Source organism: Streptomyces coeruleorubidus (assembly GCF_008705135.1).
In the GTDB taxonomy this organism is placed as follows: domain Bacteria; phylum Actinomycetota; class Actinomycetes; order Streptomycetales; family Streptomycetaceae; genus Streptomyces; species Streptomyces coeruleofuscus.
On sequence record NZ_CP023694.1, the window covers coordinates 5398584 to 5421168 of the forward strand.

Here is a 22585-nt window from a genome sequence, read left to right on the forward strand (position 1 = left end):
CCAGAGAACGTGATGAACGGGGATGCAATGCGCCCTCACTCCCGCAGGGGAATGCTCGGAATCGGCGCGGGTGCCGCGGCCGCCGTCTCGCTCGCCGGGTGCGGCGGACTCACCGGGTCAGATGACTCCAGCCACGCCGACGGTTCCGGAGACTCCGCACAAGGCGGGTCGAAGCCGAAGCCGACCGCCCGGCCCATCGGCGACGGCTCCACCGCCTACACCGGCAAGCAGCCCCACCAGCCCGGCAGGCCCGAGCCGCTGGAGCCGGGTCAGACCCCGCCGCAGTTCGTCGTGTTCTCCTGGGACGGCGCCGGCGAGGTCGGCAACGGGCTCTTCGCGCGCTTCCTGGACCTGGCCAAGGAGCACGGGGCGAGCATGACCTTCTTCCTGTCCGGGCTGTACCTGCTGCCCGAGTCGAAGAAGCGCCTCTACGACCCGCCGAACAACCCGCGCGGCGCCTCCGACATCGGCTACCTCACCGACGCGCACATCAAGGACACGCTGAAGAACGTCCGCCGGGCGTGGCTGGAGGGCCACGAGATCGGCACCCACTTCAACGGGCACTTCTGCGGTGAGGCCCACGGCTCGGTCAAGAACTGGACGCCGCGGCAGTGGCGCAGCGAGATCGACCAGGCGAAGTCCTTCGTGAAGCAGTGGCGCACCAACACCGGCTGGAGGGACCTGCCCTCGCTGCCGTTCGACTACGACAAGGAGCTCGTCGGCGGCCGTACGCCCTGTCTGCTCGGCCAGGACAACCTGCTGCCCACCGCCCGCGAGCTGGGCTGGCGCTACGACGCCTCCTCGCCCGGCGGCCGTCAGGTCTGGCCGGTGAAGCGGCAGGGTCTCTGGGACCTGCCGTTGCAGCAGATACCTTTCCCCGGCCGTGGCTTCGAGGTCCTCTCCATGGACTACAACATGCTGGCCAACCAGTCCATCAGCACCACGAAGGCCCCGGCGCACAACTACCCGGGGTGGCGGGAGCAGTCGGCACAGGCGTACATCCAGGGATTCAAGCGGGCATACGAGACAAATCGGGCGCCGCTCTTCATTGGCAACCACTTCGAGCAGTGGAACGGCGGCATCTACATGGACGCCGTCGAGGAGGCCTTCAAGCACATCGCGCGCGAGAAGGAGAAGGGCGCGGATGTGCGCCTCGTCTCCTTCCGGCAGTTCGTCGACTGGCTGGACGTGCAGAAGCCCGAGGTGCTCGACAAGCTCCGCACGCTCGACGTCGGGCAGCAACCGGCCGGTGGCTGGAAGGGGTTCGCCGAGAAGACCCCGGGAGGTGCCGGTACCCCCTCCCGGAACGCCGCCTGAAATGCGGTTTTCCACCCGCAAGGGGGGTGGGCGAGAGCCCCGGAACGGACATGCGAAACTTTTCACATGAGTGCCGCCAGCCGCGCCCCCCTGCGCTCGAACCGCTCGACCCGCGCGACCCGCTCGACCCGGGTCCGTCGCCGCGCCGCCCTGACCGCCGGTGCCGCCGTGGCAGCGCTGCTCGTCACCGGGTGCGGCTCCGGCGGCACCTCCGGCGGGGGCGGCAACACCAACTTCGTCACCGGCACCGACGGCATCGCGACGGCCGCCAAGGGTGAGCGCGCCCCGGCACCCGACCTGTCCGGCAAGACCATCGCCGGCAAGACCCTCGACGTCGCCGACTACAAGGGCAAGGTCGTCGTCCTCAACGTGTGGGGCTCCTGGTGCAACCCCTGCCGGGCCGAGGCCAAGTACTTCGCGAAGGTGTCCAAGGCGTACGCCGGCAAGGGCGTGCAGTTCGTCGGCATCAACACCCGCGACACCTCCACCGGCGCCGCGCTCGCCTTCGAGAAGGACTGGGACATCACCTACCCCAGCCTCTACGACCCCACCGGCAAGCTGCTGCTGCGCTTCGGCAGGGGCACCCTCAACCCGCAGGCGATCCCCTCCACCCTGATCCTCGACCGGGACGGGAAGATCGCGGCCCGTTCGCTGTCCGCGCTCAGCGAGGAACGGCTGCTGAAGATGCTCAAGCCGGTCGTCGCCGAGAAGTGAGCGGAGTAGTGACGTGAGCGCGCTCACCCTCGCCGCGGTGGCGGACCCCAACGGCACGGTGCTCAACGGCGCCCTGCTGGTGGCCCTGCCCATCGCGCTGCTCGGCGGACTCGTCTCCTTCTTCTCGCCCTGCGTGCTGCCGCTCGTGCCCGGCTACCTGTCCTACGTCACCGGGGTCGCCGGCACCGACCTCGCCGAGGCGCGGCGCGGCCGGATGGTCGCGGGCGCCTCGCTGTTCGTGCTCGGCTTCACCGCCGTGTTCGTCTCCTCCGGGGCGCTGTTCGGTTACTTCGGCGACACGCTCCAGGAGCACAAGGACGTCCTGTCCAAGGTGCTCGGCGTGCTCATGATCCTCATGGGCGTCTTCTTCATGGGCCTGATGCCCTGGTTCACCCAGCGCGAGTTCCGGCTCCACCGCAAGCCGGTGGCCGGGCTGGTCGGCGCGCCCCTGCTCGGAGCGCTGTTCGGGATCGGCTGGACGCCCTGCATCGGCCCCACCCTCGCCTCCGTGCTGGCCCTCTCCTCCGACCAGGGGAGCGCCGGACGCGGTGCCGCCCTCACCGTCGCGTACTGTCTGGGCCTGGGCGTGCCGTTCGTGCTCGCCGCGGTCGCCTTCCGCAAGGCCCTCGGCGCCTTCGGGTGGATCAAGCGCCACTACGTCTGGGTGATGCGGATCGGCGGCACCATGATGATCGTGACCGGTCTGCTGCTGCTGACCGGCGCCTGGGACCGCATCGTGCAGGAGATGCAGGTCTGGTCCGACGGCTTCACTGTGGGGATCTGATCGATGAGCAAGACCACCGCCTCCGACCCGGCCCCGACCGCCGCCGAGAACCAGGAGCTGGGCGACGCCGGCTCCCAGCTGTCCACCGCCCCCACGGAGGACGCGCCCAACCTGCCCTCCCTGGGCGTCATCGGCTGGGCCCGCTGGTTCTGGCGGCAGCTCACCTCCATGCGGGTCGCGCTGCTGCTGCTCCTGCTGCTCTCCCTCGGCGCGATCCCCGGCTCGCTCATCCCGCAGTCCGGCCAGGACGAGACGAAGGTCGCCGACTTCCGCAAGGCCAACCCGACCCTCGGGGACGTCTACGACAAGCTCGGCCTGTTCCACGTCTACAGCTCGGTGTGGTTCTCCGCGGTCTACATCCTGCTGTTCATCTCCCTCATCGGCTGCATCGTCCCCCGCACCTGGCAGTTCGTGGGCCAGCTTCGCGGCCGCCCGCCGCGCGCCCCCAGCCGGCTGAACCGGCTGCCCGCCCACACCACCTGGCGCACCACGGCCGAACCCGAGCAGATCCACAGCGCCGCCCTGGCCCTGCTGAAGAAGCGCCGGTTCCGCGCCCACCTCGCCGGTGACGCCGTCGCCGCCGAGAAGGGCTACCTGCGCGAGCTGGGCAACCTCGTCTTCCACATCGCCCTCATCGTGCTGCTGATCGCCTTCGCCTGGGGCCAGCTCTACAAGTCCGAGGGCAACAAACTGATCGTCGAGGGCGACGGCTTCTCCAACACCCTCACCCAGTACGACGACTTCAAGTCCGGCAACCTCTTCACGTCGGACGACCTGGTGCCGTTCAGCTTCAACCTGAAGAAGTTCACCGGCACCTACGAGCGCAGCGGCCCCAACAAGGGCACCCCGCGCGTCTACCAGGCCGACCTCACCTACAGCGACGGTCCCTACGGCAAGGACCAGAAGACCACCGTCAAGGTCAACCACCCCCTGGAGATCGGCGACTCCAAGGTCTACCTCGTCAGCCACGGCTACGCCCCGGTCATCACCGTCCGCGACGCCAAGGGCAACGTCGTCTTCGACGACGCCGTACCCCTGCTCCCGCTCGACGCCAACGTCACCTCCTCCGGCGTCGTCAAGGTCCTCGACGGCTACCGCAACGCCGAGGGCAAGAAGGAACAGCTCGGATTCAACGCGTTCTTCGTGCCGACCTTCGGCGGCTCCGCCAGCGGCACGATGCTGTCGCAGTTCCCCGCGCTGGACTCCCCGGTGCTCGCGCTGTCCGCCTACCACGGCGACCTGGGGGCCGACTCCGGCATCCCGCAGAGCGTGTACCAGATGGACAAGACCAACATGAAGGAGTTCAAGGACTCCCAGGGCAAGCTGTTCAAGAAGCTGCTGAAGCCCGGCGAGACCATGACGCTCCCCAACGGCGCCGGTTCGGTCACCTTCGGCAAGGACATCAAGGAGTGGGCCGGCTTCCAGGTCGTCCAGGAGCCCGGCGGCGGCTGGGCCCTCGCCGGGGCCCTCGCGGCCATCGGCGGCCTCGCCGCCTCCCTGTTCATCCAGCGCCGCCGCGTCTGGGTCCGCGCGGTCAAGGGCGCCGACGGCGTCACCGTCGTGGAGATGGCCGGCCTCGGCCGCAGCGAGTCCGCCAAGGTCCCCGAGGAGCTCGGCGACCTCGCCGGGATCCTCTACGACGAGGCGCCGGCCGCGTCCGGCCCGGACGACCCCGCAGATTCCCCCGACACCGACCAGGAGCCGGGTACCGAAACCCCCGTACCTGCCGAAGGGGCTGAGAAGTGACTCTCGCCGCCGCCACCAACGAAAACCTCGCGAACATCAGCAATGTGCTGATCTACTCCGCGATGGCCGTCTACACCCTGGCGTTCTTCGCGTACATCGCCGAATGGCTCTTCGGCAGCCGCAGCAAGGTCGCCCGGACCGCCGCCGCGCTCACCAGCGAGCCGGAGGCGAAGAAGGCGCCCGCCGTCACCGTGAACAAGGCGGGCGGCACCGCCGTCCTGGAGCGGCCGAAGGTCACCGTGCGGGCCGCGAGCGGTCAGCGGGACGTGCCGGACGGTCCCGGGGCGCACGGCGGTGACGAACAGGGCGACCTGTACGGCCGCATCGCCATCTCCCTCACCGTGCTCGCCTTCCTGATCGAGCTGGGCGGCGTCGTCGCCCGCGCGGCCTCGGTGGAGCGGGCGCCGTGGGGCAACATGTACGAGTTCAACATCACGTTCTCCACGGTCGCCGTCGGCGTGTACCTCGGGCTGCTGGCGCTGAAGAAGAACGTGCGCTGGCTCGGCCTGTTCCTGATCACCTCGGTCCTGCTGGACCTGGGCCTCGCGGTCACGGTCCTCTACACCGCCAGCGACCAGCTGGTTCCGGCCCTGCACTCGTACTGGCTGTACATCCACGTCTCCACGGCGATCTTCTGCGGCGCGGTCTTCTACGTCGGCGCGGTCGGCACGATCCTGTACCTCTTCAAGGACTCCTACGAGAACAAGCTCGCGAGCGGCGGCACGCCCGGCACCTTCGCGACGTCCGTCCTGGAGCGGCTGCCGTCCTCCGCCTCCCTCGACAAGTTCTCCTACCGCGTCAACGCGGCCGTCTTCCCGCTGTGGACGTTCACGATCATCGCGGGCGCCATCTGGGCCGGCGACGCCTGGGGCCGCTACTGGGGCTGGGACCCGAAGGAGACCTGGTCCTTCATCACCTGGGTCGCCTACGCCTGCTACCTGCACGCCCGCGCCACCGCCGGCTGGAAGGGCCGCAAGGCCGCCTACCTGGCGCTCGTCGCCTTCGGCTGCTGGCTGTTCAACTACTACGGCGTGAACATCTTCGTCTCCGGCAAGCACTCGTACGCGGGCGTCTAGCCCGTACCGGCGAAGGCCGGTTCCCGCGACCTGAGTCACGGGAACCGGCCTTTTGCCTGCCGCTCGTGAGCGAGCGACGTCAGCAGCACCAGCCGGGCACGGTCAGGCCGGATCGGCGACCGAGGTGATCAGATCCCCCAGCCGCTCGGCGTACAGCCGCATGTTCTTGTGCGCGACGTCCGTGTCCGGATAGCGGCCGGCGAACCACAGACCCTCGTGGAGGCGGGTGATCCAGGCGCAGACCTGGTCGCCGTAGGACACCCTGAGCAGCCCGTACGCCTTCCGGTCCGCCCAGTCGTCGGAGCCGGGGATACCGCGCGTGTCGACGAACGAGACGATCGAGTACAGGTCGGGGGACGTCGGGCGGAAGTCGGTGCCGAGGAGGTGGAGTACCCGGGCGAGGGGGATGCGGGCCAGCCGGCGGTTGGCCTGGAGCGCGGCGCGTACGGTGCGCAGGACGCTCGGGAAGTCGGTGGCTTCGGACATGGGGATCTCGATCGGGGCGCCGCCCACGTACCAGCCGACCGACTGCGACCACTGGGACTTCACCCGCGTGTGGAACGGCACGACCGTGCGGTAGACGGGCTCGCCGCCGATCTCGTGGACGATCAGGGCGGTGGCCGCGAGGACACCGACCAGGCTCCCGCCGTACGGGCGGCAGTACGACTCGAACGCGGCGGCGGCATCCGCGTCCACCATCATCTCGCGCATGAACTTCTGCGTGGGCAGTTCGCCCCCGGGATCCACGCCGAGGTCCACGGGGAAGCTCGGCAGCCGTCCGCCGCAACGCCGGATGAACTCCCGCCAGCGGGAGACGATGTCGTGATCCGCGTCGATGCGGTCGGCGTCCGCCCGCTCGGCCTCGCAGAAGTCGACGTAACTGCTCACCGGCTCCGGCCCCTCGGCACGGCCCGCGACCCCGGCCTCGTACAGCTCGTGGATCTCGGCGGGGATGCGGTGGATGGAGTAGGCGTCGACGTTGCTGTGGTCGAAGGCCATGTACACGCTGGTGCAGTCGTCCCGGACGACCGCCGTGTAGATGAGGTTGGGCCAGCGCAGGGCGTCCGCCGTGGTGTCGAAGCGGTCCTGGAGGTGCTGGGCCAGGGCCGCCGCGTCGTCGAAGTCGCCGACGTCCTCGCGGTGCAGGGACACCGAGGAGGGGTCCAGTGTGAAGCGGCGGATCGAGTCGCCGGGCCCACCCGCCCAGCGGAAACCGCTGCGCAGGGTCTCGTGCCGCAGCGTCCAGCTGCGCAGCGCCTCGCCCAGCGCGTCCAGGTCGGCCCGTCCCGGGATGTCGAACGCCGCGCCCAGCCAGGTCGGCACGAACAGTCCGTCCTCCCGGACGGACCGCGCCGTCCGGATGTGCGACTCCTGGATGTACGCCGGCGGCCTGGAGTCCTCGGGCAAAGCCTTCGCCGTTGCGACAGTCGCCGGACTGAGTGTCCATTCGAAGAGTCGCCCAGGTCGGACCTCGCAGCGCTGGATATCAGTCATTCGCACAGGGGGTCTCCGTTCGCAGGTGGGATAGACCCGACCAAAGGAATGGCGAACCAGCTAACGGCGACACCCGGTGTCGGCGTTTTTTCAATGGATCGGATGGCATCTCGAACGGCGATGCGAGCCCTGGCCGGTGCGCTCGGTTGACGCCGGGTGGCCGTCATCACCTGGCTGAGGGTCCCGGCCCACCCGCGCTGACCTCCAGATAGGCGTGGAGGGCAGCCGCGCCCCCGGTCATGGCCCTGCTCCGAGCCGTCAGCGCCTCCCCGCGCGCCGCGACGGCCGCCCGCAGCGCCTCGCTGCTGCCCTCCCGCCGCAGGCCCTCCAGCACCGGACGGATCTGGTCGAAGAGATAGTGACTGCGGCGCAGCGTGTGCACGAGCCGGGCGTCGCGCACATCGGCGGGTTCGTAGACGCGGTACCCCGTGCCGCGCTCGCGCCCCGGCGTGAGCAGCCCGGCCCCCTCCCACACCCGCAGCGCGGACGTCCGTACGCCCAGCAGCGCGGCCACCTCCCCGATGCGCAGCCCGCCGGACCGTGGCAGCGGGGCGGGCGGCTGGGCCGCCAGCAGCTCCAGGGCCTGGCTCGCGGCCCGCAGGGAGACCCGCTCCTCGTGCAGGGCGGCATGCGCGGCGTCGACCAGCGCGAGCGCGCCCGGGACGTCCCCGTCGTGCAGGGACCGCATGATCTCCGTCGCCTTCACGGGCCCGTACCCCCGCATCAGGGCCCGGTACGCCAGCAGCGCGGCGCGGTGCACGTCCCCGAAGACGCGGTAGCCGGACGCGGTCCGCGCGGCGGGCGGCAGCACCCCGGCGTCCTCGTAGTTGCGGATCTGCTGCGTCGAGACACCGGCCAGCCGGGCGAGGTCGACGGGGCGGAGTCGGCGTTCGTTGGTCATCGATTTGAAGGTTACGGCAGGAGAACCATTGCTGATGCCTGAAAAGTCTCAACACCGCACTTCAATGGAAGACTTGAAGGAATGGACAACAGCATCCGGGTCACCGGCGCCCGCCTCCACAACCTCAGGAACGTCTCCCTCTCCCTGCCGAAGAACAAGCTGGTCGTCCTGACCGGCCTGTCCGGCTCCGGCAAGTCCACGCTCGCCTTCGACACCCTCCACCGGGAGGGCCAGCGGCAGTACCTGGAGTCGCTGGGCATGGTCACCGGATTCGTCAGCAAACCCGCCGTCGACTCGATCAGCGGCCTGTCCCCGTCCATCAGCGTCGACCAGCACCTCACCAACCGCAGCCCGCGCTCTACGGTCGGCACGGTCACCGAGGTGTTCACGTACCTGCGGCTGCTGTGGTCGCGGATCGGGACCCGCCCCTGCCCCGGGTGCGGCAAGAGCATCCCGCCGTCGTACGCCAACGAGGCGGAGGCCGACACCACGGCCGACGACGACGCCGAGGGGGAGCAGACCCCCTGCCCGCACTGCGGCACCCTCGTGCCCGAGCTGGTGATGGGCTCCTTCTCCTTCAACAAGCCCGCGGGCGCCTGCCCGTCCTGCACCGGCCTGGGCGAGGTCATCCGCCCCGACGTACGGCGACTGGTCGACGGCTCCCGCTCACTGTCCCAGGGTGCGGTACGGGGCTGGAACCCGAAGCTCACCGAGTGGAACCTCACCGCGCTGCGGGCAGCCTCCCGCCACTACGGCTTCACCTTCGACCCGGACCTCCCGGTCGGTGAACTGGGCGAGCAGCAGCGCGACTTGCTGGTGTACGGCGTCGAAAGCCCGGAGTTCCGGCGGCACTTCCCGTCGGTCGAGGCGCCGGCGACCGTGGCGACGGGCCGCTTCGAAGGGGTCGCCACAGCGCTGCTGCGGCGCTACACCGAGCGCGCCCACGACCCCGAGTACCGCGAACGGGCCGAGAAACAGGGCCTGGTGAAGCAGCCCTGCGGGGAGTGCGAGGGCACCCGGCTGCGGCCGGAGAGCCGTGCGGTGACCGTGCACGGACTGACGATCGTCGAGGCGGCACGGCTGCCGCTCACCGAACTCGACGGCTGGCTGGCCGCCCTGAAGGAGCGGTCGGCCGGGGACGAGTGGCTGCTCGTGGAGCCGGTCGTCGCCGACCTGGAGGAGCGGGTACGGCGCCTGGTCGACGTCGGGGTCGGCTACCTCAGCCTGGAGCAGTCCACGCCGAGCCTCTCCGCCGGGGAGACCCAGCGGCTGCGGCTGGCCGCCCTGCTCGGCTCCGGCCTGACCGGCGTGCTCTACGTCCTCGACGAGCCGACCATCGGACTGCACCCCTCGGACACCGCCCGCCTGATCGGCGTCCTGCGCCGCCTGCGCGACCTGGGCAACACCGTGCTGGTGGTCGAGCACGACCTGGACGTGCTGCGGGCGGCGGACCACGTGGTGGACGTCGGCCCGGGGGCGGGCCGCAACGGCGGACGGATCGTGGCGGCCGGGACGCCGCAGGAGGTGGGCCGGGCCGAAGGCTCGGTGACCGGCGCGTATCTGTCGGGCCGGCTGCCCGCCCCCGAGTCCCGGGACCGCGGCGGCAACGGCACGGCGGTCGTGATCCGCGGGGCCCGGGCCCACAACCTCAAGGACGTGACCGTACGGATCCCGCTGAACCGCCTGGTGACGGTCACGGGCCCGTCCGGCTCGGGCAAGTCGACGCTGCTGCTGGACATCCTGGGCCGCGCCGCCCGCCGCCACTTCCACGGGGCGGGGGAACTCCCCGCCGAACACGACGGCATCGACGGCTGGGAGCACCTGTCCAAGGCGGTCCTCATCGACCAGGAGCCGATCAGCCGCGTCCCACGCTCCAACGCCGCGACCTACTCGGACGTCTTCACACCGATCCGCGAGGTCTTCGCCGCGAGCAGCGAAGGACGCCTGACGGCAGGCCGGTTCTCCTTCAACGTGCCGGGCGGACGCTGCGAACGTTGCGAGGGCGCGGGCGTGCTCACGGTACGCATGCACTTCCTCCCGGCCGTGGAGGTGCGCTGCCCGGGGTGCCGGGGCCGCCGCTTCCGGCCGGAGGTGCTGGCGGTGCGGTACCAGGGGCACGACATCGCGGAGGTGCTGGAGGCGACGGTGGACGAGGCGCTCGAGGTGTTCCGGGACGTGCCCGCCGTGGCCGGCCGGTTGCGGCGCATGGCGGACGTCGGCCTCGGCTACCTCCCGCTGGGCCAGCCCGCGCCCACACTGTCCGGAGGCGAGGCGCAGCGCCTGAAACTCGCGAAGGAACTGGGGCGCCGGGCGGCCGACCGCACGCTCTACGTCCTCGACGAGCCGACGACCGGCCTGCACGCGGCGGACTCGGCACGGCTGTTGGACGTGCTCCAGCGGCTGGTGGACGCGGGGCACTCCGTCATCACCATCGAGCACAACGTCGACGTCATGCGGGCGTCGGACTGGCTGATCGACCTCGGGCCGGTCGGCGGGGCCGGCGGGGGCCGGGTGGTGGCCGAGGGGACCCCGCAGGAGGTGGCGGCCGTGCGGGCGTCTCGGACAGGTGGGTTTCTGGCAGGGTGACCTGCGCCGGGCTCTCGGGTTCGCCCGCTTCCTCGGCGGCGTCGTGCCCCGTCAGCCCTGCCTCTCCAGCACCGCGTAGTCGGCGAAGCTGCGGCGGTAGCGCAGGTGCCGGGTCTCCTGGGTGTGCCTGCGCTGCCACTCCTCCACCTCGGCCGGGGACGGGCGCGGGCCCGAGGTCGCCCCGCAGTCCTCGACCTCTCCCGAGACGCAGTACGCCTGGTACTCCGGGAGGGCCGAAGCGTCCTGCACGATCGAGTACGGGACGTACCGGAAGATCCGGCGCCCTGCCGGTTCCCCACCGTGCTCCTTGCGCTGGTGCTGGCGCAGCAGCACGTTCGCGTCCGTCACGGCACTCCCGTCGAAGGCGGCCCGTGCCTGGTCCCGGCGGACGGCCAGCTCCTCGCACGCCGCGCACCCGGACACGGGTACGGGGGGCCGGTTCGGATCGGGTGACAGCCCTTCCCTGGAACGGTCGTTGGCCGCGCGTACGCCCGCCCTGAGCCGTTCCTCCAGGGTCGCCACCCGGATCCGCGCCGGGTCCGCCTGCCACTCCCGGCCGCCGCCGGCCGGGCGCAGCATCACATACGGGCCGGTGTTGTCCTGATACTCGCCGACCTTGCCCGTCGCAGGGTCGTAGACGAGCGTTCCCGGTTCCATCCCGTGCACCTCCGTAACTCTGGGTGTACCGAGCGTTGCGCAGGGGAACAGTCCGGTTCAATGCTTGGCGTGTGACACCGGTGCACTGTCACGGAGGGGGAGGCCGTGAGCCGACGGAACGGCGGGGCGGAGTCGGGGGCGAGCACGGCGGCCGTGTTCGGCGAGGTGCTGCGGCATTTCCGCGAGGCGGCGCTGCTCACGCAGGAGGGTCTGGCGCGGCAGATCCCGTGCGACCGCTCGCACGTGGCGCGGGTGGAGGCGGGCACGAGGGTTCCGCAGGAGGCTTTCGCGAAGAAGTGCGACGAACTTCTTGGCACGGGTGGGGTGTTGCTGCGGTTGTGGGGGCGGATCGACTGGTATCCGCAGGTGGAGCATCCTGACTGGTTTCGGCGGCGGGCTGAGATGGATGAGGTGGCCGTCGCCCTGCGGGAGTACCAGGAGCGAGTGGTTCCGGGCCTGTTGCAGACAGCGGACTACGCGCGTGCGCTGTTCAGCCGCCGTGGTGCGGATGCCGACGAGGTGGACTCACGCGTCCGGGTTCGTCTGAGCCGACAGCAACGCTTCCTGGCCGACGGCGGTCCGCTGTACGTCGTCATCCTCGACGAGAGCTGCCTGCGCAACGGTGTGGGCAGCCCGGAGATCATGCGCGAGCAGTGCGCGCACCTGCTGGCGGTCGGGCAGCGCCGGAACGTCCGTGTCCAGGTGGCCCCGTCAGACGCTTTCGGGCTCGTCCGGCCCCGAGGATCCATGTCGCTGATCGAACTGGCTGACGAGCGATGGGTGTACTCGGAGTCCCTGGACCGTGGCCACTTCAACAACGATCCGGCCGTCTACCAGCGGCATTCCCAGACCTATGATGTGCTCAGGGCCGACATCCCGTCAGCCCGCGAATCCGCCGCCCTGATCAGCGACGCGATGGAGGGGTACGAGCATCATGGACCGGTACGAGCTCTGCGCGGCGCAATGGATGAAGAGCAGCCACAGCGACGACAACGGCGGCAACTGCGTGGAAATAGCCCCCGGTTTCCCCGACACCGTCCCCATCCGCGACAGCAAGAACCCTGACGGACCGGTCCTGCTCGTCACCCGGTCCGCCTGGTCCGCTTTCCTCTCCGGCGTGCGCTGAACTACTGCCCGCTCAGCATCTGCAGGATCCGGTTCGCCGCCTCCGCCACCGGCTGGCCCACGGCCCCGACGGCCGCGGCGATCGCGGCGACAGCCATCAGCGCACGGTGCCGTTCCTCGGGGGGCGCGGCTTCAGCCGACAGCACCGGCAGGGACTCGTCGATGAGCTGCGCGCTGGGCTGCGGAAGCTGGTCGCGCAACTCGCGGACGCCCTGGAGCAGTTCGGCGATGGCCAGCCGCAGGGTGGGATCCATGGCGTCGCCGGCCGCCCCGTTCTTCACGATGCCCGTGTTGCCGCTGCCGCCGTGCATGGTGACGTTGTCGCCGTAGTAGTAGTTGTCGCCGCTCATTTCGCCATCCCCACGTTGCCGTTGCCGCCGTACATGTTCACGTTGTCGCCGAAGTAGTAGTTGTTGGGCGAGCTGATGGTGAGACGCTCGACCGTCACATGGAACTCGGTGTCCGGGTTCTCCAGCGCGCCGGCGACGTAGCCCACGAGCTGGTCCAGGTGCTGCGGGTTCCGGCTGGTCACCATCGCGGTGGAGGGGCCGGCCGTCTCGATGGCGAGGACGTAGTGCGACTGGGCGGTGACGACGGAGAGCATGTCCACGAGGAAGTAGATCAGCGCCGCGCCGGAGCCGAGCCACACGAAGGTGAGGAGGCCGCTGCCCGTGGACTCGCTCGCGAGGAACGTCACGCTGCCGATGATCGACAGGCCGATGGCCACGGCAAGGGTGATCCCCGTGCGTGCCAGGAAGCGGATGACCGCCTCCTTGCGTCTCGGGTGGAGGGTGAAGGTGTACACCCGCGCGATGTTCCGCAGCGGGTAGGCCGCGCCGCCGACCCATAACAGCCGCTTGCTGACGCGCAGTTCGATGTCGGTCATGGCCTGGGGCGGAGTGGCGGGCGGGGGCGGGACGTCCCACTGCCCAGGCGGCTGCTGGATCTCCATGAAGTCCTTCTGAGGGCCGACGGGTTCTGAGTGACAGCCGTAACTGTCCGAACACCATTGACGACCATGCGTTGCCCGAGGGCAACTCGTTTCAGGACTCGTCCCGCTTGGGATCGTCGTCCCGCTTCTCCTCGTCGAGGGACTTCAGGAAGTCGGGGTTGTCGTCGGGCGCGACCCACTGCCGGGGACGGGGACGGCCGCCGCCGGCGACCGCGCTCCGCTTCTTGCCGGCGATGAGCCAGGAGATCGAGCCGACGAGCGGGAACAGCAGCACGAGGATCGCCCACAGCGGCTTGGGCATGTGACGGATGTCGTCGTCCTTCGTGCTGATGCAGTCGATGAACGCGTACACGCTCAGCGCCAGCGGTACGAGGAACATCAGTACCCGGAGCATGCGCGGCCTCTCAGCAAAGCGGGTGGGCGGTTCAGGGCCAGGGTAGCGGCTCGGGGATACTGGACCGCATGGCTTACGACGATCTTCGCTCCCTGCTCAGGGCTCTGGAGCGCGAGGGCGACCTCAAGCGCATCAAGGCCGAGGTGGACCCGTATCTGGAGGTCGGGGAGATCGTCGACCGGGTGCAGAAGGCCGGCGGTCCCGCGCTGCTCTTCGAGAACGTGCGCGGGTCGGGCATGCCGCTCGCGATGAACGTGTACGGCACGGACCGGCGCCTGCTGAAGGCGCTGGGCCTGAAGTCGTACGCCGAGATCTCGGAGCGGATCGGCGGGCTGCTGAAGCCCGAGCTGCCGCACGGGTTCGTCGGCGTGCGCGAGGCCTTCGGGAAGCTCGGCGCGATGACGCACGTGCCGCCGAAGAAGGTGAAGGACGGTCCGGTGCAGGAGGTCGTCCTGACCGGGGACGACGTGGACCTGGAGCAGTTGCCCGCCCTGTTCACGTGGCCGAAGGACGGCGGCTCCTTCTTCAACCTGGGGCTCACCCACACCAAGGACCCGGAGAGCGGCATCCGCAACCTCGGGCTGTACCGCCTCCAGCGCCACGACAAGCGCACGATCGGCATGCACTGGCAGATCCACAAGGACAGCCGCAACCACTACCAGGTCGCGGCCCGGCGCGGGGAGCGGCTGCCCGTCGCCATCGCCTTCGGGTGCCCGCCCGCCGTCACGTACGCCTCCACCGCCCCGCTGCCCGGCGACATCGACGAGTACCTCTTCGCCGGGTTCCTCGCGGGCAAGCGGATCGAGATGGTCGACTGCAAGACCGTGCCGCTCCAGGTGCCCGCGCAGGCGGAGGTCGTCATCGAAGGCTGGCTGGAGCCGGGCGAGATGCTGCCCGAGGGGCCGTTCGGCGACCACACCGGCTTCTACACGCCGCAGGAGCCCTTCCCCGCCCTGAAGATCGACTGCGTGACGATGCGGAAGCGGCCGCTGCTTCAGTCGATCGTCGTCGGCAGGCCTCCGACGGAGGACGGGCCGCTCGGTCGTGCGACGGAACGCTTCTTCCTGCCGCTGCTGAAGATCATCGTGCCGGACATCGTGGACTACCACCTGCCGGAGGCGGGCGGTTTCCACAACTGCGCGATCGTCTCGATCGACAAGAAGTACCCGAAGCACGCGCAGAAGGTCATGCACGCGATCTGGGGCGCGCACATGATGTCGCTGACCAAGCTCATCGTGGTCGTCGACTCCGACTGCGACGTCCACGACCTGCACGAGGTCGCCTGGCGGGCGCTCGGCAACACGGACTACGCCCGCGACCTCAGCGTCGTCGAGGGACCCGTCGACCACCTCGACCACGCGTCCTACCAGCAGTTCTGGGGCGGCAAGGCCGGTATCGACGCGACGAAGAAGTGGCCCGAGGAGGGCTACACGCGCGACGGCGGCTGGCCCGACATGGTGGAGTCCGATCCGGAGACCGCGGCGAAGGTGGACCGCCGCTGGAAGGAGTACGGCCTGTGACCTCCGCATCCGCCGCGATCCCCCAGCCGGGACGCACCAAGGCGTTCCTCCGGCTGGTGATGATCGAGCACTCGGTCTTCGCGCTGCCCTTCGCCTACATCGCCACGCTGACCGCCATGTACCAGTGGGACAAGAACGTCCACTGGGGCCGGCTGCTGCTGGTCACCGTCTGCATGGTCGGCCTGCGCACGTTCGCGATGGCGGTCAACCGGATCATCGACCGCGAGATCGACGCGCGGAACCCGCGCACGGCGCACCGCGAACTGGTGACCGGCGCGATGTCGGTCCGGCACGCGTGGACGGGGGCCCTGATCGCCCTCGTCGTCTTCCTCGGCGCGGCGGCCCTGCTCAACCCGCTGTGCCTGGCGCTGGCGCCCATCGCGGTGATCCCGATGGTGGTCTACCCGTACGGCAAGCGGTTCACGAACTTCCCGCAGGCCATCCTGGGCCTGGCCCAGGCGATGGGCCCGGTCGGCGGCTGGCTGGCGGTCACGGGTTCCTGGTCCTGGGACGCGGTGATCCTCGGTCTCGCCGTCGGCATCTGGATCGGCGGCTTCGACCTGATCTACGCCTGCCAGGACGTCGAGACGGACCGCGAGATCGGCGTCATGTCCGTCCCGGCCCGCTTCGGCATCCCGGCGGCGATCTGGGGCGCCCGGGTCTGCCACACCCTCACGACGGCCCTGTTCGTCTGGTACGCCCTGGCCACCGACGCCGGCGCCTTCTTCTGGCTGGGCCTCCTGATCGTCGCCGCCGCGTTCCTCTACGAGCACACCATCGTCCGCCCCCACGACCTGTCCCGGGTCAACAGGGCGTTCTTCAGCGTCAACGGCTTCATCGGCATTGCCCTGTTCGTGTGTGCGCTGCTGGACCTGCTGGTGCGTGGCCTCACGGTGTGAGCGCGGGCGGCGTGGCCCGGCGGCGGAACACGAACGCCGCCGCCACGCCCGCCAGCAGGCCCAGCAGGTGGCCCTGCCAGCTGACGCCCGTCTGGGTGGGGGCGAGGCCCGCCAGGATGGAGCCGCCCCAGATCGCGGCGATCAGGATGCCGGCCAGGACTCCCCAGGGGCGGCGCTCGACGAAGCCGCTGACCAGGAGGAAGCCGAAGAGGCCGAAGATCAGGCCGGACGCGCCCGCCGTGTTGGTGTGCGCCGGGGCTATGAGCCAGACACCCAGGCCGTCGACGAGCACGATCAGCGCGCAGACCAGCAGGAAACGCCGCAGGCCCGCCAGCGCGGCGAGGAAGCCGAGGACCAGCAGCGGCACTGTGTTCGCGGCCAGATGGGCGAAGCCGAAGTGGATGAACGCCGACGGGACGACGTCGACCAGCTCGGACGGCGTGCGCGGCGTGACGCCGAGGCCGTCCAGCGCGTGGCCGCTCGCCACGTCCACCACTTCCAGCAGCCACAGCAGCGCCACCCAGGCCAGCATCAGCTTGCCCGCGGCCATCGCACGGTCGCCGCGTGACCATCCGGCTCCCACACCCGACATCGCGACCCCCAGTGTTCGCTCGTCCCCTCCGGGGAACGCCCGGCCCCCCTTGGCCGGTTCCCACCCTGCGACGCCGGATAGGCTCGGTGTTGTGAACCCAGTCAAGCCAGGCGAGACACCGCGTACGCCTTGGATCGTAGGGGTGTCCGGTGCCTCCGGCACCCCGTATGCCGCTGCCGTGCTGCGGGCGCTCCTCGCCGCCGGTGAGAGCGTCGACCTCGTGGTGTCCCGGGCCTCCCGGCTCACCCTGCTCGACGAGACCGGGATCTCCTTCCGGGACGCCCACTGGCAGGACGACCTGCGGGAATGGCTGTCCCGGGGCGCCGACGGCAAGCCGGACACCTTCTCCGTCGACATCGACGCCGTACGGCACTGGAGCGCCGGCGACCTGGCCGCCGGGCCCTCCTCGGGGTCGTACCCCACCAAGGGCATGCTGATCGTGCCCGCCTCGACCGCGAGCGTGGCCGGGGTCGCGCTCGGGCTGTCGAAGGACCTGTTGCAGCGGGCGGCGAGCGTGACCCTGAAGGAGGGACGCAAGCTGATCGTGGCCGTGCGCGAGACCCCGCTGAACGGCCAGACCCTGCGGCACCTGGTCACCCTCGACGACGCGGGCGCGACCGTCGTACCCGCCTCACCCGCCTTCTACGCGGGCGCGACGCACATCCAGGACCTGGTGGACTTCGTCGCCGGACGCGTACTCGACTCGGCGAGCGTGCCGCACGGGCTCTACCGCCGTTGGCAAGGTGAGCTCGGCGGCGGATCACACCGCGCCGGCTGAGCCACACCCCTGCACGGCACCTGCACGTCATCACAACCACAGACTTTTCAGACAACTTCAGCGGAAGGCTTCGATCGCAATGGACGCGGTGGACAGGCAGCTCATCCAGGCCCTGAGGGAGAACGGCCGGGCCTCCTACGCGGAGCTGGGACGCCTCGTCGGACTGTCGGGACCGAGCGTCACCGACCGCATCAACCGGCTGGAGGCGGCCGGTGTCATCACCGGCTACCGGGCCACCGTCGACGCCGCCTCGCTCGGCCTCGGCGTCACCGCACTCATCGGTATCTCGCTCTCCGACGCCACCGACCACGAGGACGTGGCCCAGCGGCTGCGGGACCTCTCGGAGATCGAGGACTGCTGGTTCATCGCGGGCGACGACTCGTACATGCTCAAGGTACGGGCGGAGAACGTGGACGGCCTGGAGAAGATCATCCGGCGGCTCAGTGGCACGAAGGGCGTGTCCCGGACGCGTACGACCATCGTTCTGTCCACCAAGTGGGAGAACCGGGTCGGGGAGCTGCCCGAAGAGGTGTAGGCGTACGGTTGGTCGGGCTGTCGGAGAAAGGTGTGCACATGGACGTCGGGCTCAAGCGCGAGCTGGAGGAGAAGGTCCGCTCCGGTGAGCGGCTGACCCGTGAGGACGGCATCGCGCTCTACGAGTCGGACGACCTGGCCTGGCTCGGCGGCCTCGCACACGAGGTGCGCACGCGCAAGAACGGCGACGTCGTGCACTTCAACGTCAACCGTCACCTCAACATGACCAACGTGTGCACGGCCTCCTGCGCGTACTGCTCCTTCCAGCGCAAGCCGGGGGAGAAGGACGCGTACACGATGCGCATCGAGGAGGCCGTCAAGCTCGCGAAGGCGATGGAGGGCGAGAACCTCACCGAGCTGCACATCGTCAACGGGCTGCACCCGAACCTGCCGTGGCGCTACTACCCGCGCTCGCTGCGGGAGTTGAAGGCCGCGCTGCCGCACGTCTCGCTGAAGGCCTTCACGGCGACGGAGATCCACCACTTCGAGACCATCTCCGGGATGAGCGCGTCCGAGATCCTGGACGAGCTGATCGACGCGGGGCTGGAGTCGCTGACCGGCGGTGGTGCGGAGATCTTCGACTGGGAGGTCCGGCAGCACATCGTGGACCACCGGACCCACTGGGAGGACTGGTCCCGGATCCACCGGCTCGCGCACGAGAAGGGTCTGAAGACCCCCGCCACGATGCTGTACGGCCACATCGAGGAGCCGCGGCACCGGGTGGATCACGTGCTGCGGCTGCGTGAGCTGCAGGACGAGACCGGGGGTTTCCAGGTCTTCATTCCGCTGCGGTACCAGCACGACTTCGTCGACGTGCAGGACGGCAAGGTGCGGAATCGCCTTCAGGCGAGGACCCAGATGGCCACCGGTGCCGAGGCCCTGAAGACCTTCGCGGTGTCGAGGTTGTTGTTCGACAACGTTCCGCACGTCAAGGTGTTCTGGGTCATGCATGGTGTGCAGACCGCGCAGCTCGCGCTTCAGCACGGCGCCGATGACATGGACGGGTCGGTCGTCGAGTACAAGATCACGCATGACGCGGACAACTTCGGTACGCCGAACAAGTTGACCCGTGAGGACTTGCTGGATCTCATTCGCGATGCCGGGTTCCGGCCGGTGGAGCGGAATACGCGGTACGAGATCATTCGGGAGTATGACGGGCCCGACCCGGAGCTGCGTGAAGCGCCGCAGCCGATGCGGGTCTGATCGCGGGCGCGGGTGTGTGGGGGCTGGTCGCGCCCCGCGGCGGAGCCGCATATCGACAGGGTCCCGCGCCCCTAGGTGGGGTACCCGGAGGGCATGGTTGCCACCAAGGCGCCTGAGGACGCCTATACCGCTGAACCGTTCGTTCCCGGTCGCGGTGGGTTGACCGCTCTGCGGCGGGCCGCTGCCGAGTGCCGGGGGTGTCCCTTGCACCGGGATGCCACCCAGACCGTGTTCGGGGACGGGAACAAGGACGCTCGCGTCATGCTCGTGGGGGAGCAGCCCGGGGATCAGGAGGACCGGCAGGGGAAGCCGTTCGTCGGGCCCGCCGGGCGGCTCCTGGACCGTGCGCTGGAGGAGGCGGGGATAGACCCCTCCGAGGCCTACGTCACCAACGCGGTCAAGCACTTCAAGTTCACCCAGGCCGAGCCGCGCAAGCGCCGCATCCACAAGGCGCCCACCCTGCGGGAGATGACCGCGTGCGGGCCCTGGCTGGCCGCGGAGCTCGCGGTCGTGGAACCGGAGCTGATCGTCGTCCTGGGCGCCACCGCCGGGAAGGCGCTGCTCGGGTCCTCCTTCCGGGTCACGCAGGTGCGCGGCACGGTGCTGGAGGAGGAGATCCACGGCCGGCCGGAGCGGCTGGTGCCTACGGTGCACCCGTCGTCGGTGCTGCGGGCGGACGACCGGGAGGCGGCGTACCGGGGGCTGCTGTCGGACCTGAAGGTGGCGGCGCAGGTACTGGCGTAATAGCTACAATCCATCCATGCCCCTTACCTTCACCTTGGATCCCGCCGTCACACCCGACCTGCGCGACGGCATCCTCGACCTGTGGGCCGACGTCTCCAACGCCGGCGGGGCCGTCGGCTTCGTACCGCCGGTGACACGGGAGGACATCCGTCCCTCGCTGGTGCAGCACTTCGCGCTGATGGCGGAAGGGCGGGTCAGGCTGCTCGTCGGGCACGACGAGGAGGGGCGGGTCGCGGCGACCGCGTTCCTCACCTTCAACACGCACCACCTGATGACGCACTGGCTGTGGCTGTACACGGTGATGGTGCACCCGCGTCATCAGGGCAAGGGCTACGGGCGTGACCTGCTGGCCGCGGCTGCCGACGCGGCCCGTGGCCTCGACGGCATCGAGACGATCCGCCTCACCTGCCGGGGCGGTGTCGGCCTGGAGCGCTTCTACGAGTCCTGCGGCTACAAGGAGGTCGGCCGCGTCCCCGGCGCGATCCGCGTGGCGCCCGGCGACGACCGGGACGACGTCATCATGCTGCTGCCGCTCGCATGAGCCCGCTTCGCACCCCCCTGCAAGATCGGCGCCCCGGCGTGCTTCACTGGACGGTGCCCCTTTGGGTGCGTTCTGGCCGTTCGAACCGGAAGAGTGGATTGAGATGCTCCGCTACACGCTGATGCGCCTCGGGATCTTCGCAGGCTGCCTCGTGGTCGTCTGGGGCCTCGTCTACTCCGGCCTCGCCCCGCGCGGCCTCGGCGCCAGCAACGGCCTGTGGATCGTCATGCTCGCCCTGCTGTTCTCCGCGCCGATCAGTTTCGTCGTGCTGCGCAAGGAGCGGGACCGGGCGTCCGTGCAGATCGTGCAGCGGGTGGACCGGATGAAGGCCAGCATGGAGGCCAACCGCAGCCAGGAGGACGACGCCGACGACACCTCCCGGGCGCAGGGCCAGACCCAGGCCTCGTAAAGTCCCGTACAGGCGTACAGCGCCCCGTTTCCGTACTTGCTCGGAAACGGGGCGCTTTGTCATGTGTGGGTGGGTTCGCGTTTCAGCCTGTCAAAGCCAGGCTTTGAGGTCCTCAAAGTTCAGGTGTTAAGGTCGGTGTCATGAAGTCAGCAGTCGCGCCCCCCATGCCCCTGAGCGTTCCGCTCGTGGCGCGCCTGCACGTGGATCTCTGTCGGTGCGCGTCCGCTACCTGTCGTCCCTGACGTAACGCAACCCCCGTCGTCTCCCACGTCAGTCCCTACGCGTCCCTCAACGGAGCCATTCCGTGTCCTCACACACGAAATCCTTCAAGGTGCCCTTCTGGGCCCAGATCATCGCCGGTCTCGTCCTGGGTGTGCTGCTCGGCTGGCTCGCCCGCAGCCAGGACCTGTCCTGGCTGGTCACCACCCTGGAGAAGGTCGGTGACACGTTCATCGGCCTGCTGAAGCTCGCCGTCGCCCCGCTCGTCTTCTTCGCGATCCTGGTCTCGATCACCAACCTGCGGAAGGTCAACAACGCGGCCCGCCTGGCCTCGCGCACCCTCCTGTGGTTCATGGCCACGTCGCTGATCGCGGTGAGCATCGGCCTGGTCATCGGCCTGCTCACCAACCCGGGCGCCGGCACCGGTCTCACCCCCAAGGACGGTGCGAAGCCTGAGGACACCGGCTCCTGGATCGACTTCCTGACCGGTATCGTGCCGACCGACGTCATCACGCCGTTCACCGAGCTGAACGTGTTGCAGATCGTCTTCATGGCCGCCGTCGCCGGTATCGCCGCCCTCCAGCTCGGTGAGAGGGCCCAGCCGATCCTCGCCCTCAGCGAGTCCGTCCTCGAACTGCTCCAGAAGGCGCTGTGGTGGGTCATCCGGCTCGCCCCGCTCGGCACCGTCGGCCTCATCGGCAACGCCATCGCCACCTACGGCTGGGACCTGATCGGCAAGTACGCGACGTTCACCGCCGACATCTACGTCGGCTGCCTGATCGTGCTGTTCGGCGTCTACCCGACGCTGCTCGCGACCGTCGCCAAGGTCAACCCGGTCCAGTTCTTCAAGGGCGCCTGGCCCGCGATCCAGCTCGCCTTCGTCTCCCGCTCGTCCGTGGGCACGATGCCGCTCACCCAGAAGGTCACCGAGCGGCTCGGCGTGCCGAAGGAGTACGCGTCGTTCGCGGTGCCGTTCGGCGCGACGACCAAGATGGACGGCTGCGCCGCGATCTACCCGGCCATCGCCGCGATCTTCGTCGCCCAGATCTTCGACATCCAGCTCGGTGTCGGCGACTACCTGCTGATCGCGTTCGTCTCGGTGGTCGGCTCCGCCGCCACCGCCGGTCTCACCGGCGCGACGGTCATGCTGACCCTCACCCTCTCCACCCTCGGCCTGCCGATGGAGGGCGTGGGCCTGCTCCTCGCGATCGACCCGATCCTCGACATGATCCGCACCGCGACCAACGTCGCCGGTCAGGCCCTCATCCCGGTCCTGGTCTCCGCCCGCGAGAACCTGCTCGACCGCGAGGCCTACGCCACGGCCGACGGCTCCTCCCTGGACGAGCGGCGTGAGGCCCGGCCCGAGCAGGTCCCCGCCGCGGCCTGACGCGCCGATGCCC

25 protein-coding genes are annotated in these 22585 nt (G+C 69.7%); 18 read left to right on the top strand and 7 right to left on the bottom strand.

All coding sequences use genetic code 11. The features are described from left to right. Nucleotides 1-27 precede the first annotated feature (27 nt). The 5 genes from CP976_RS24995 (at nt 28) to ccsB (ending at nt 5637) form a co-directional block, all read left to right on the top strand. Nucleotides 28-1317 carry a polysaccharide deacetylase family protein gene (locus tag CP976_RS24995; RefSeq protein ID WP_150482382.1) on the top strand — a complete coding sequence of 430 codons (1290 nt, stop codon included), beginning with the start codon at nt 28-30 and terminating at the stop codon, nt 1315-1317. 66 nt (nt 1318-1383) lie between these two features. Beyond that, on the top strand, nt 1384-2031 hold the full coding sequence (locus CP976_RS25000; protein ID WP_150482383.1) for a TlpA family protein disulfide reductase: 648 nt from the start codon (nt 1384-1386) through the stop codon (nt 2029-2031). Between the two features lie 13 nt (nt 2032-2044). Continuing rightward, nucleotides 2045-2815 carry a cytochrome c biogenesis CcdA family protein gene (locus CP976_RS25005; RefSeq protein ID WP_150482384.1) on the top strand — a complete coding sequence of 257 codons (771 nt, stop codon included), beginning with the start codon at nt 2045-2047 and terminating at the stop codon, nt 2813-2815. 3 nt (nt 2816-2818) lie between these two features. Next, on the top strand, nt 2819-4561 hold the full coding sequence (gene resB / locus CP976_RS25010; protein WP_150482385.1) for a cytochrome c biogenesis protein ResB: 1743 nt from the start codon (nt 2819-2821) through the stop codon (nt 4559-4561). Continuing rightward, the gene (gene ccsB, locus CP976_RS25015) at nt 4558-5637 is read left to right on the top strand and encodes a c-type cytochrome biogenesis protein CcsB (RefSeq protein WP_150482386.1); all 1080 of its coding nucleotides are present in this window, start codon (nt 4558-4560) and stop codon (nt 5635-5637) included. Before resB ends, ccsB begins: the two co-directional genes overlap by 4 nt. A 102-nt stretch (nt 5638-5739) precedes the next feature. Here ccsB and CP976_RS25020 read toward each other — a convergent pair whose 3' ends face one another. Both CP976_RS25020 and CP976_RS25025 read right to left on the bottom strand, forming a co-directional pair. Beyond that, entirely contained in the window at nt 5740-7137 is a 1398-nt protein-coding gene (locus CP976_RS25020) for a condensation domain-containing protein (RefSeq protein WP_150482387.1), read from the bottom strand. A 160-nt stretch (nt 7138-7297) separates the two neighbouring features. Then, nucleotides 7298-8032 (bottom strand): MerR family transcriptional regulator, encoded by a 735-nt coding sequence (locus CP976_RS25025; RefSeq protein ID WP_150482388.1) that lies wholly within the window; start codon nt 8030-8032, stop codon nt 7298-7300. A gap of 81 nt (nt 8033-8113) precedes the next feature. On the opposite strand from CP976_RS25025, the gene uvrA reads away from it, so the two are divergent. Further along, nucleotides 8114-10618, top strand: coding sequence for an excinuclease ABC subunit UvrA (gene uvrA, locus CP976_RS25030; protein WP_150482389.1), 2505 nt, complete (start codon nt 8114-8116; stop codon nt 10616-10618). A gap of 51 nt (nt 10619-10669) precedes the next feature. Here the strand turns inward: uvrA and CP976_RS44505 are convergent, their stop codons facing one another. Next, the gene (locus tag CP976_RS44505; RefSeq protein WP_150482390.1) at nt 10670-11275 is read right to left on the bottom strand and encodes a DUF7848 domain-containing protein; all 606 of its coding nucleotides are present in this window, start codon (nt 11273-11275) and stop codon (nt 10670-10672) included. A 105-nt stretch (nt 11276-11380) separates the two neighbouring features. On the opposite strand from CP976_RS44505, the gene CP976_RS25040 reads away from it, so the two are divergent. Both CP976_RS25040 and CP976_RS43840 read left to right on the top strand, forming a co-directional pair. Further along, on the top strand, nt 11381-12340 hold the full coding sequence (locus CP976_RS25040) for a helix-turn-helix domain-containing protein (RefSeq protein ID WP_150482391.1): 960 nt from the start codon (nt 11381-11383) through the stop codon (nt 12338-12340). Continuing rightward, nucleotides 12288-12401 carry a DUF397 domain-containing protein gene (locus tag CP976_RS43840; RefSeq protein ID WP_229876238.1) on the top strand — a complete coding sequence of 38 codons (114 nt, stop codon included), beginning with the start codon at nt 12288-12290 and terminating at the stop codon, nt 12399-12401. Before CP976_RS25040 ends, CP976_RS43840 begins: the two co-directional genes overlap by 53 nt. Before the next feature lies 1 nt (nt 12402). Here CP976_RS43840 and CP976_RS25050 read toward each other — a convergent pair whose 3' ends face one another. The 3 genes from CP976_RS25050 to CP976_RS25060 form a co-directional block, all read right to left on the bottom strand. After that, nucleotides 12403-12750 carry a hypothetical protein gene (locus tag CP976_RS25050; protein ID WP_150482393.1) on the bottom strand — a complete coding sequence of 116 codons (348 nt, stop codon included), beginning with the start codon at nt 12748-12750 and terminating at the stop codon, nt 12403-12405. Then, on the bottom strand, nt 12747-13352 hold the full coding sequence (locus tag CP976_RS25055) for a DUF6232 family protein (RefSeq protein WP_150482394.1): 606 nt from the start codon (nt 13350-13352) through the stop codon (nt 12747-12749). Before CP976_RS25055 ends, CP976_RS25050 begins: the two co-directional genes overlap by 4 nt. A 91-nt stretch (nt 13353-13443) precedes the next feature. Beyond that, entirely contained in the window at nt 13444-13746 is a 303-nt protein-coding gene (locus CP976_RS25060) for a PLD nuclease N-terminal domain-containing protein (RefSeq protein WP_086841278.1), read from the bottom strand. Between the two features lie 68 nt (nt 13747-13814). On the opposite strand from CP976_RS25060, the gene CP976_RS25065 reads away from it, so the two are divergent. Both CP976_RS25065 and mqnP read left to right on the top strand, forming a co-directional pair. Further along, complete coding sequence (locus tag CP976_RS25065; protein ID WP_150482395.1) at nt 13815-15266, top strand: menaquinone biosynthesis decarboxylase; 1452 nt, start codon at nt 13815-13817, stop codon at nt 15264-15266. Further along, a complete protein-coding gene (gene mqnP / locus CP976_RS25070) occupies nt 15263-16165 on the top strand; it encodes a menaquinone biosynthesis prenyltransferase MqnP (protein WP_086841274.1) in 903 nt (300 codons plus the stop codon). Before CP976_RS25065 ends, mqnP begins: the two co-directional genes overlap by 4 nt. Here mqnP and CP976_RS25075 read toward each other — a convergent pair. Further along, nucleotides 16155-16757 (bottom strand): rhomboid family intramembrane serine protease, encoded by a 603-nt coding sequence (locus tag CP976_RS25075; RefSeq protein ID WP_150482396.1) that lies wholly within the window; start codon nt 16755-16757, stop codon nt 16155-16157. The two genes, mqnP and CP976_RS25075, sit on opposite strands and share 11 nt — an antisense overlap. A 91-nt stretch (nt 16758-16848) precedes the next feature. On the opposite strand from CP976_RS25075, the gene CP976_RS25080 reads away from it, so the two are divergent. The 8 genes from CP976_RS25080 (at nt 16849) to CP976_RS25115 (ending at nt 22572) form a co-directional block, all read left to right on the top strand. Further along, nucleotides 16849-17535 (top strand): UbiX family flavin prenyltransferase, encoded by a 687-nt coding sequence (locus CP976_RS25080; RefSeq protein WP_150482397.1) that lies wholly within the window; start codon nt 16849-16851, stop codon nt 17533-17535. A 79-nt stretch (nt 17536-17614) separates the two neighbouring features. Then, a complete protein-coding gene (locus tag CP976_RS25085) occupies nt 17615-18070 on the top strand; it encodes an Lrp/AsnC family transcriptional regulator (RefSeq protein ID WP_020270479.1) in 456 nt (151 codons plus the stop codon). Nucleotides 18071-18108: 38 nt separating this feature from the next. Beyond that, nucleotides 18109-19272 (top strand): aminofutalosine synthase MqnE, encoded by a 1164-nt coding sequence (mqnE, locus tag CP976_RS25090; protein ID WP_150482398.1) that lies wholly within the window; start codon nt 18109-18111, stop codon nt 19270-19272. Between the two features lie 93 nt (nt 19273-19365). Continuing rightward, a complete protein-coding gene (locus CP976_RS25100; protein ID WP_150482399.1) occupies nt 19366-20016 on the top strand; it encodes a UdgX family uracil-DNA binding protein in 651 nt (216 codons plus the stop codon). Nucleotides 20017-20032: 16 nt separating this feature from the next. Beyond that, complete coding sequence (locus tag CP976_RS25105) at nt 20033-20557, top strand: GNAT family N-acetyltransferase (protein ID WP_150482400.1); 525 nt, start codon at nt 20033-20035, stop codon at nt 20555-20557. 103 nt (nt 20558-20660) lie between these two features. After that, entirely contained in the window at nt 20661-20966 is a 306-nt protein-coding gene (locus CP976_RS25110; RefSeq protein WP_150482401.1) for a DUF4229 domain-containing protein, read from the top strand. A 164-nt stretch (nt 20967-21130) separates the two neighbouring features. After that, entirely contained in the window at nt 21131-21208 is a 78-nt protein-coding gene (locus CP976_RS44510; protein ID WP_330219385.1) for a putative leader peptide, read from the top strand. A gap of 62 nt (nt 21209-21270) precedes the next feature. After that, nucleotides 21271-22572 carry a dicarboxylate/amino acid:cation symporter gene (locus CP976_RS25115; protein ID WP_150482402.1) on the top strand — a complete coding sequence of 434 codons (1302 nt, stop codon included), beginning with the start codon at nt 21271-21273 and terminating at the stop codon, nt 22570-22572. The last annotated feature ends 13 nt before the right edge of the window (nt 22573-22585 follow it).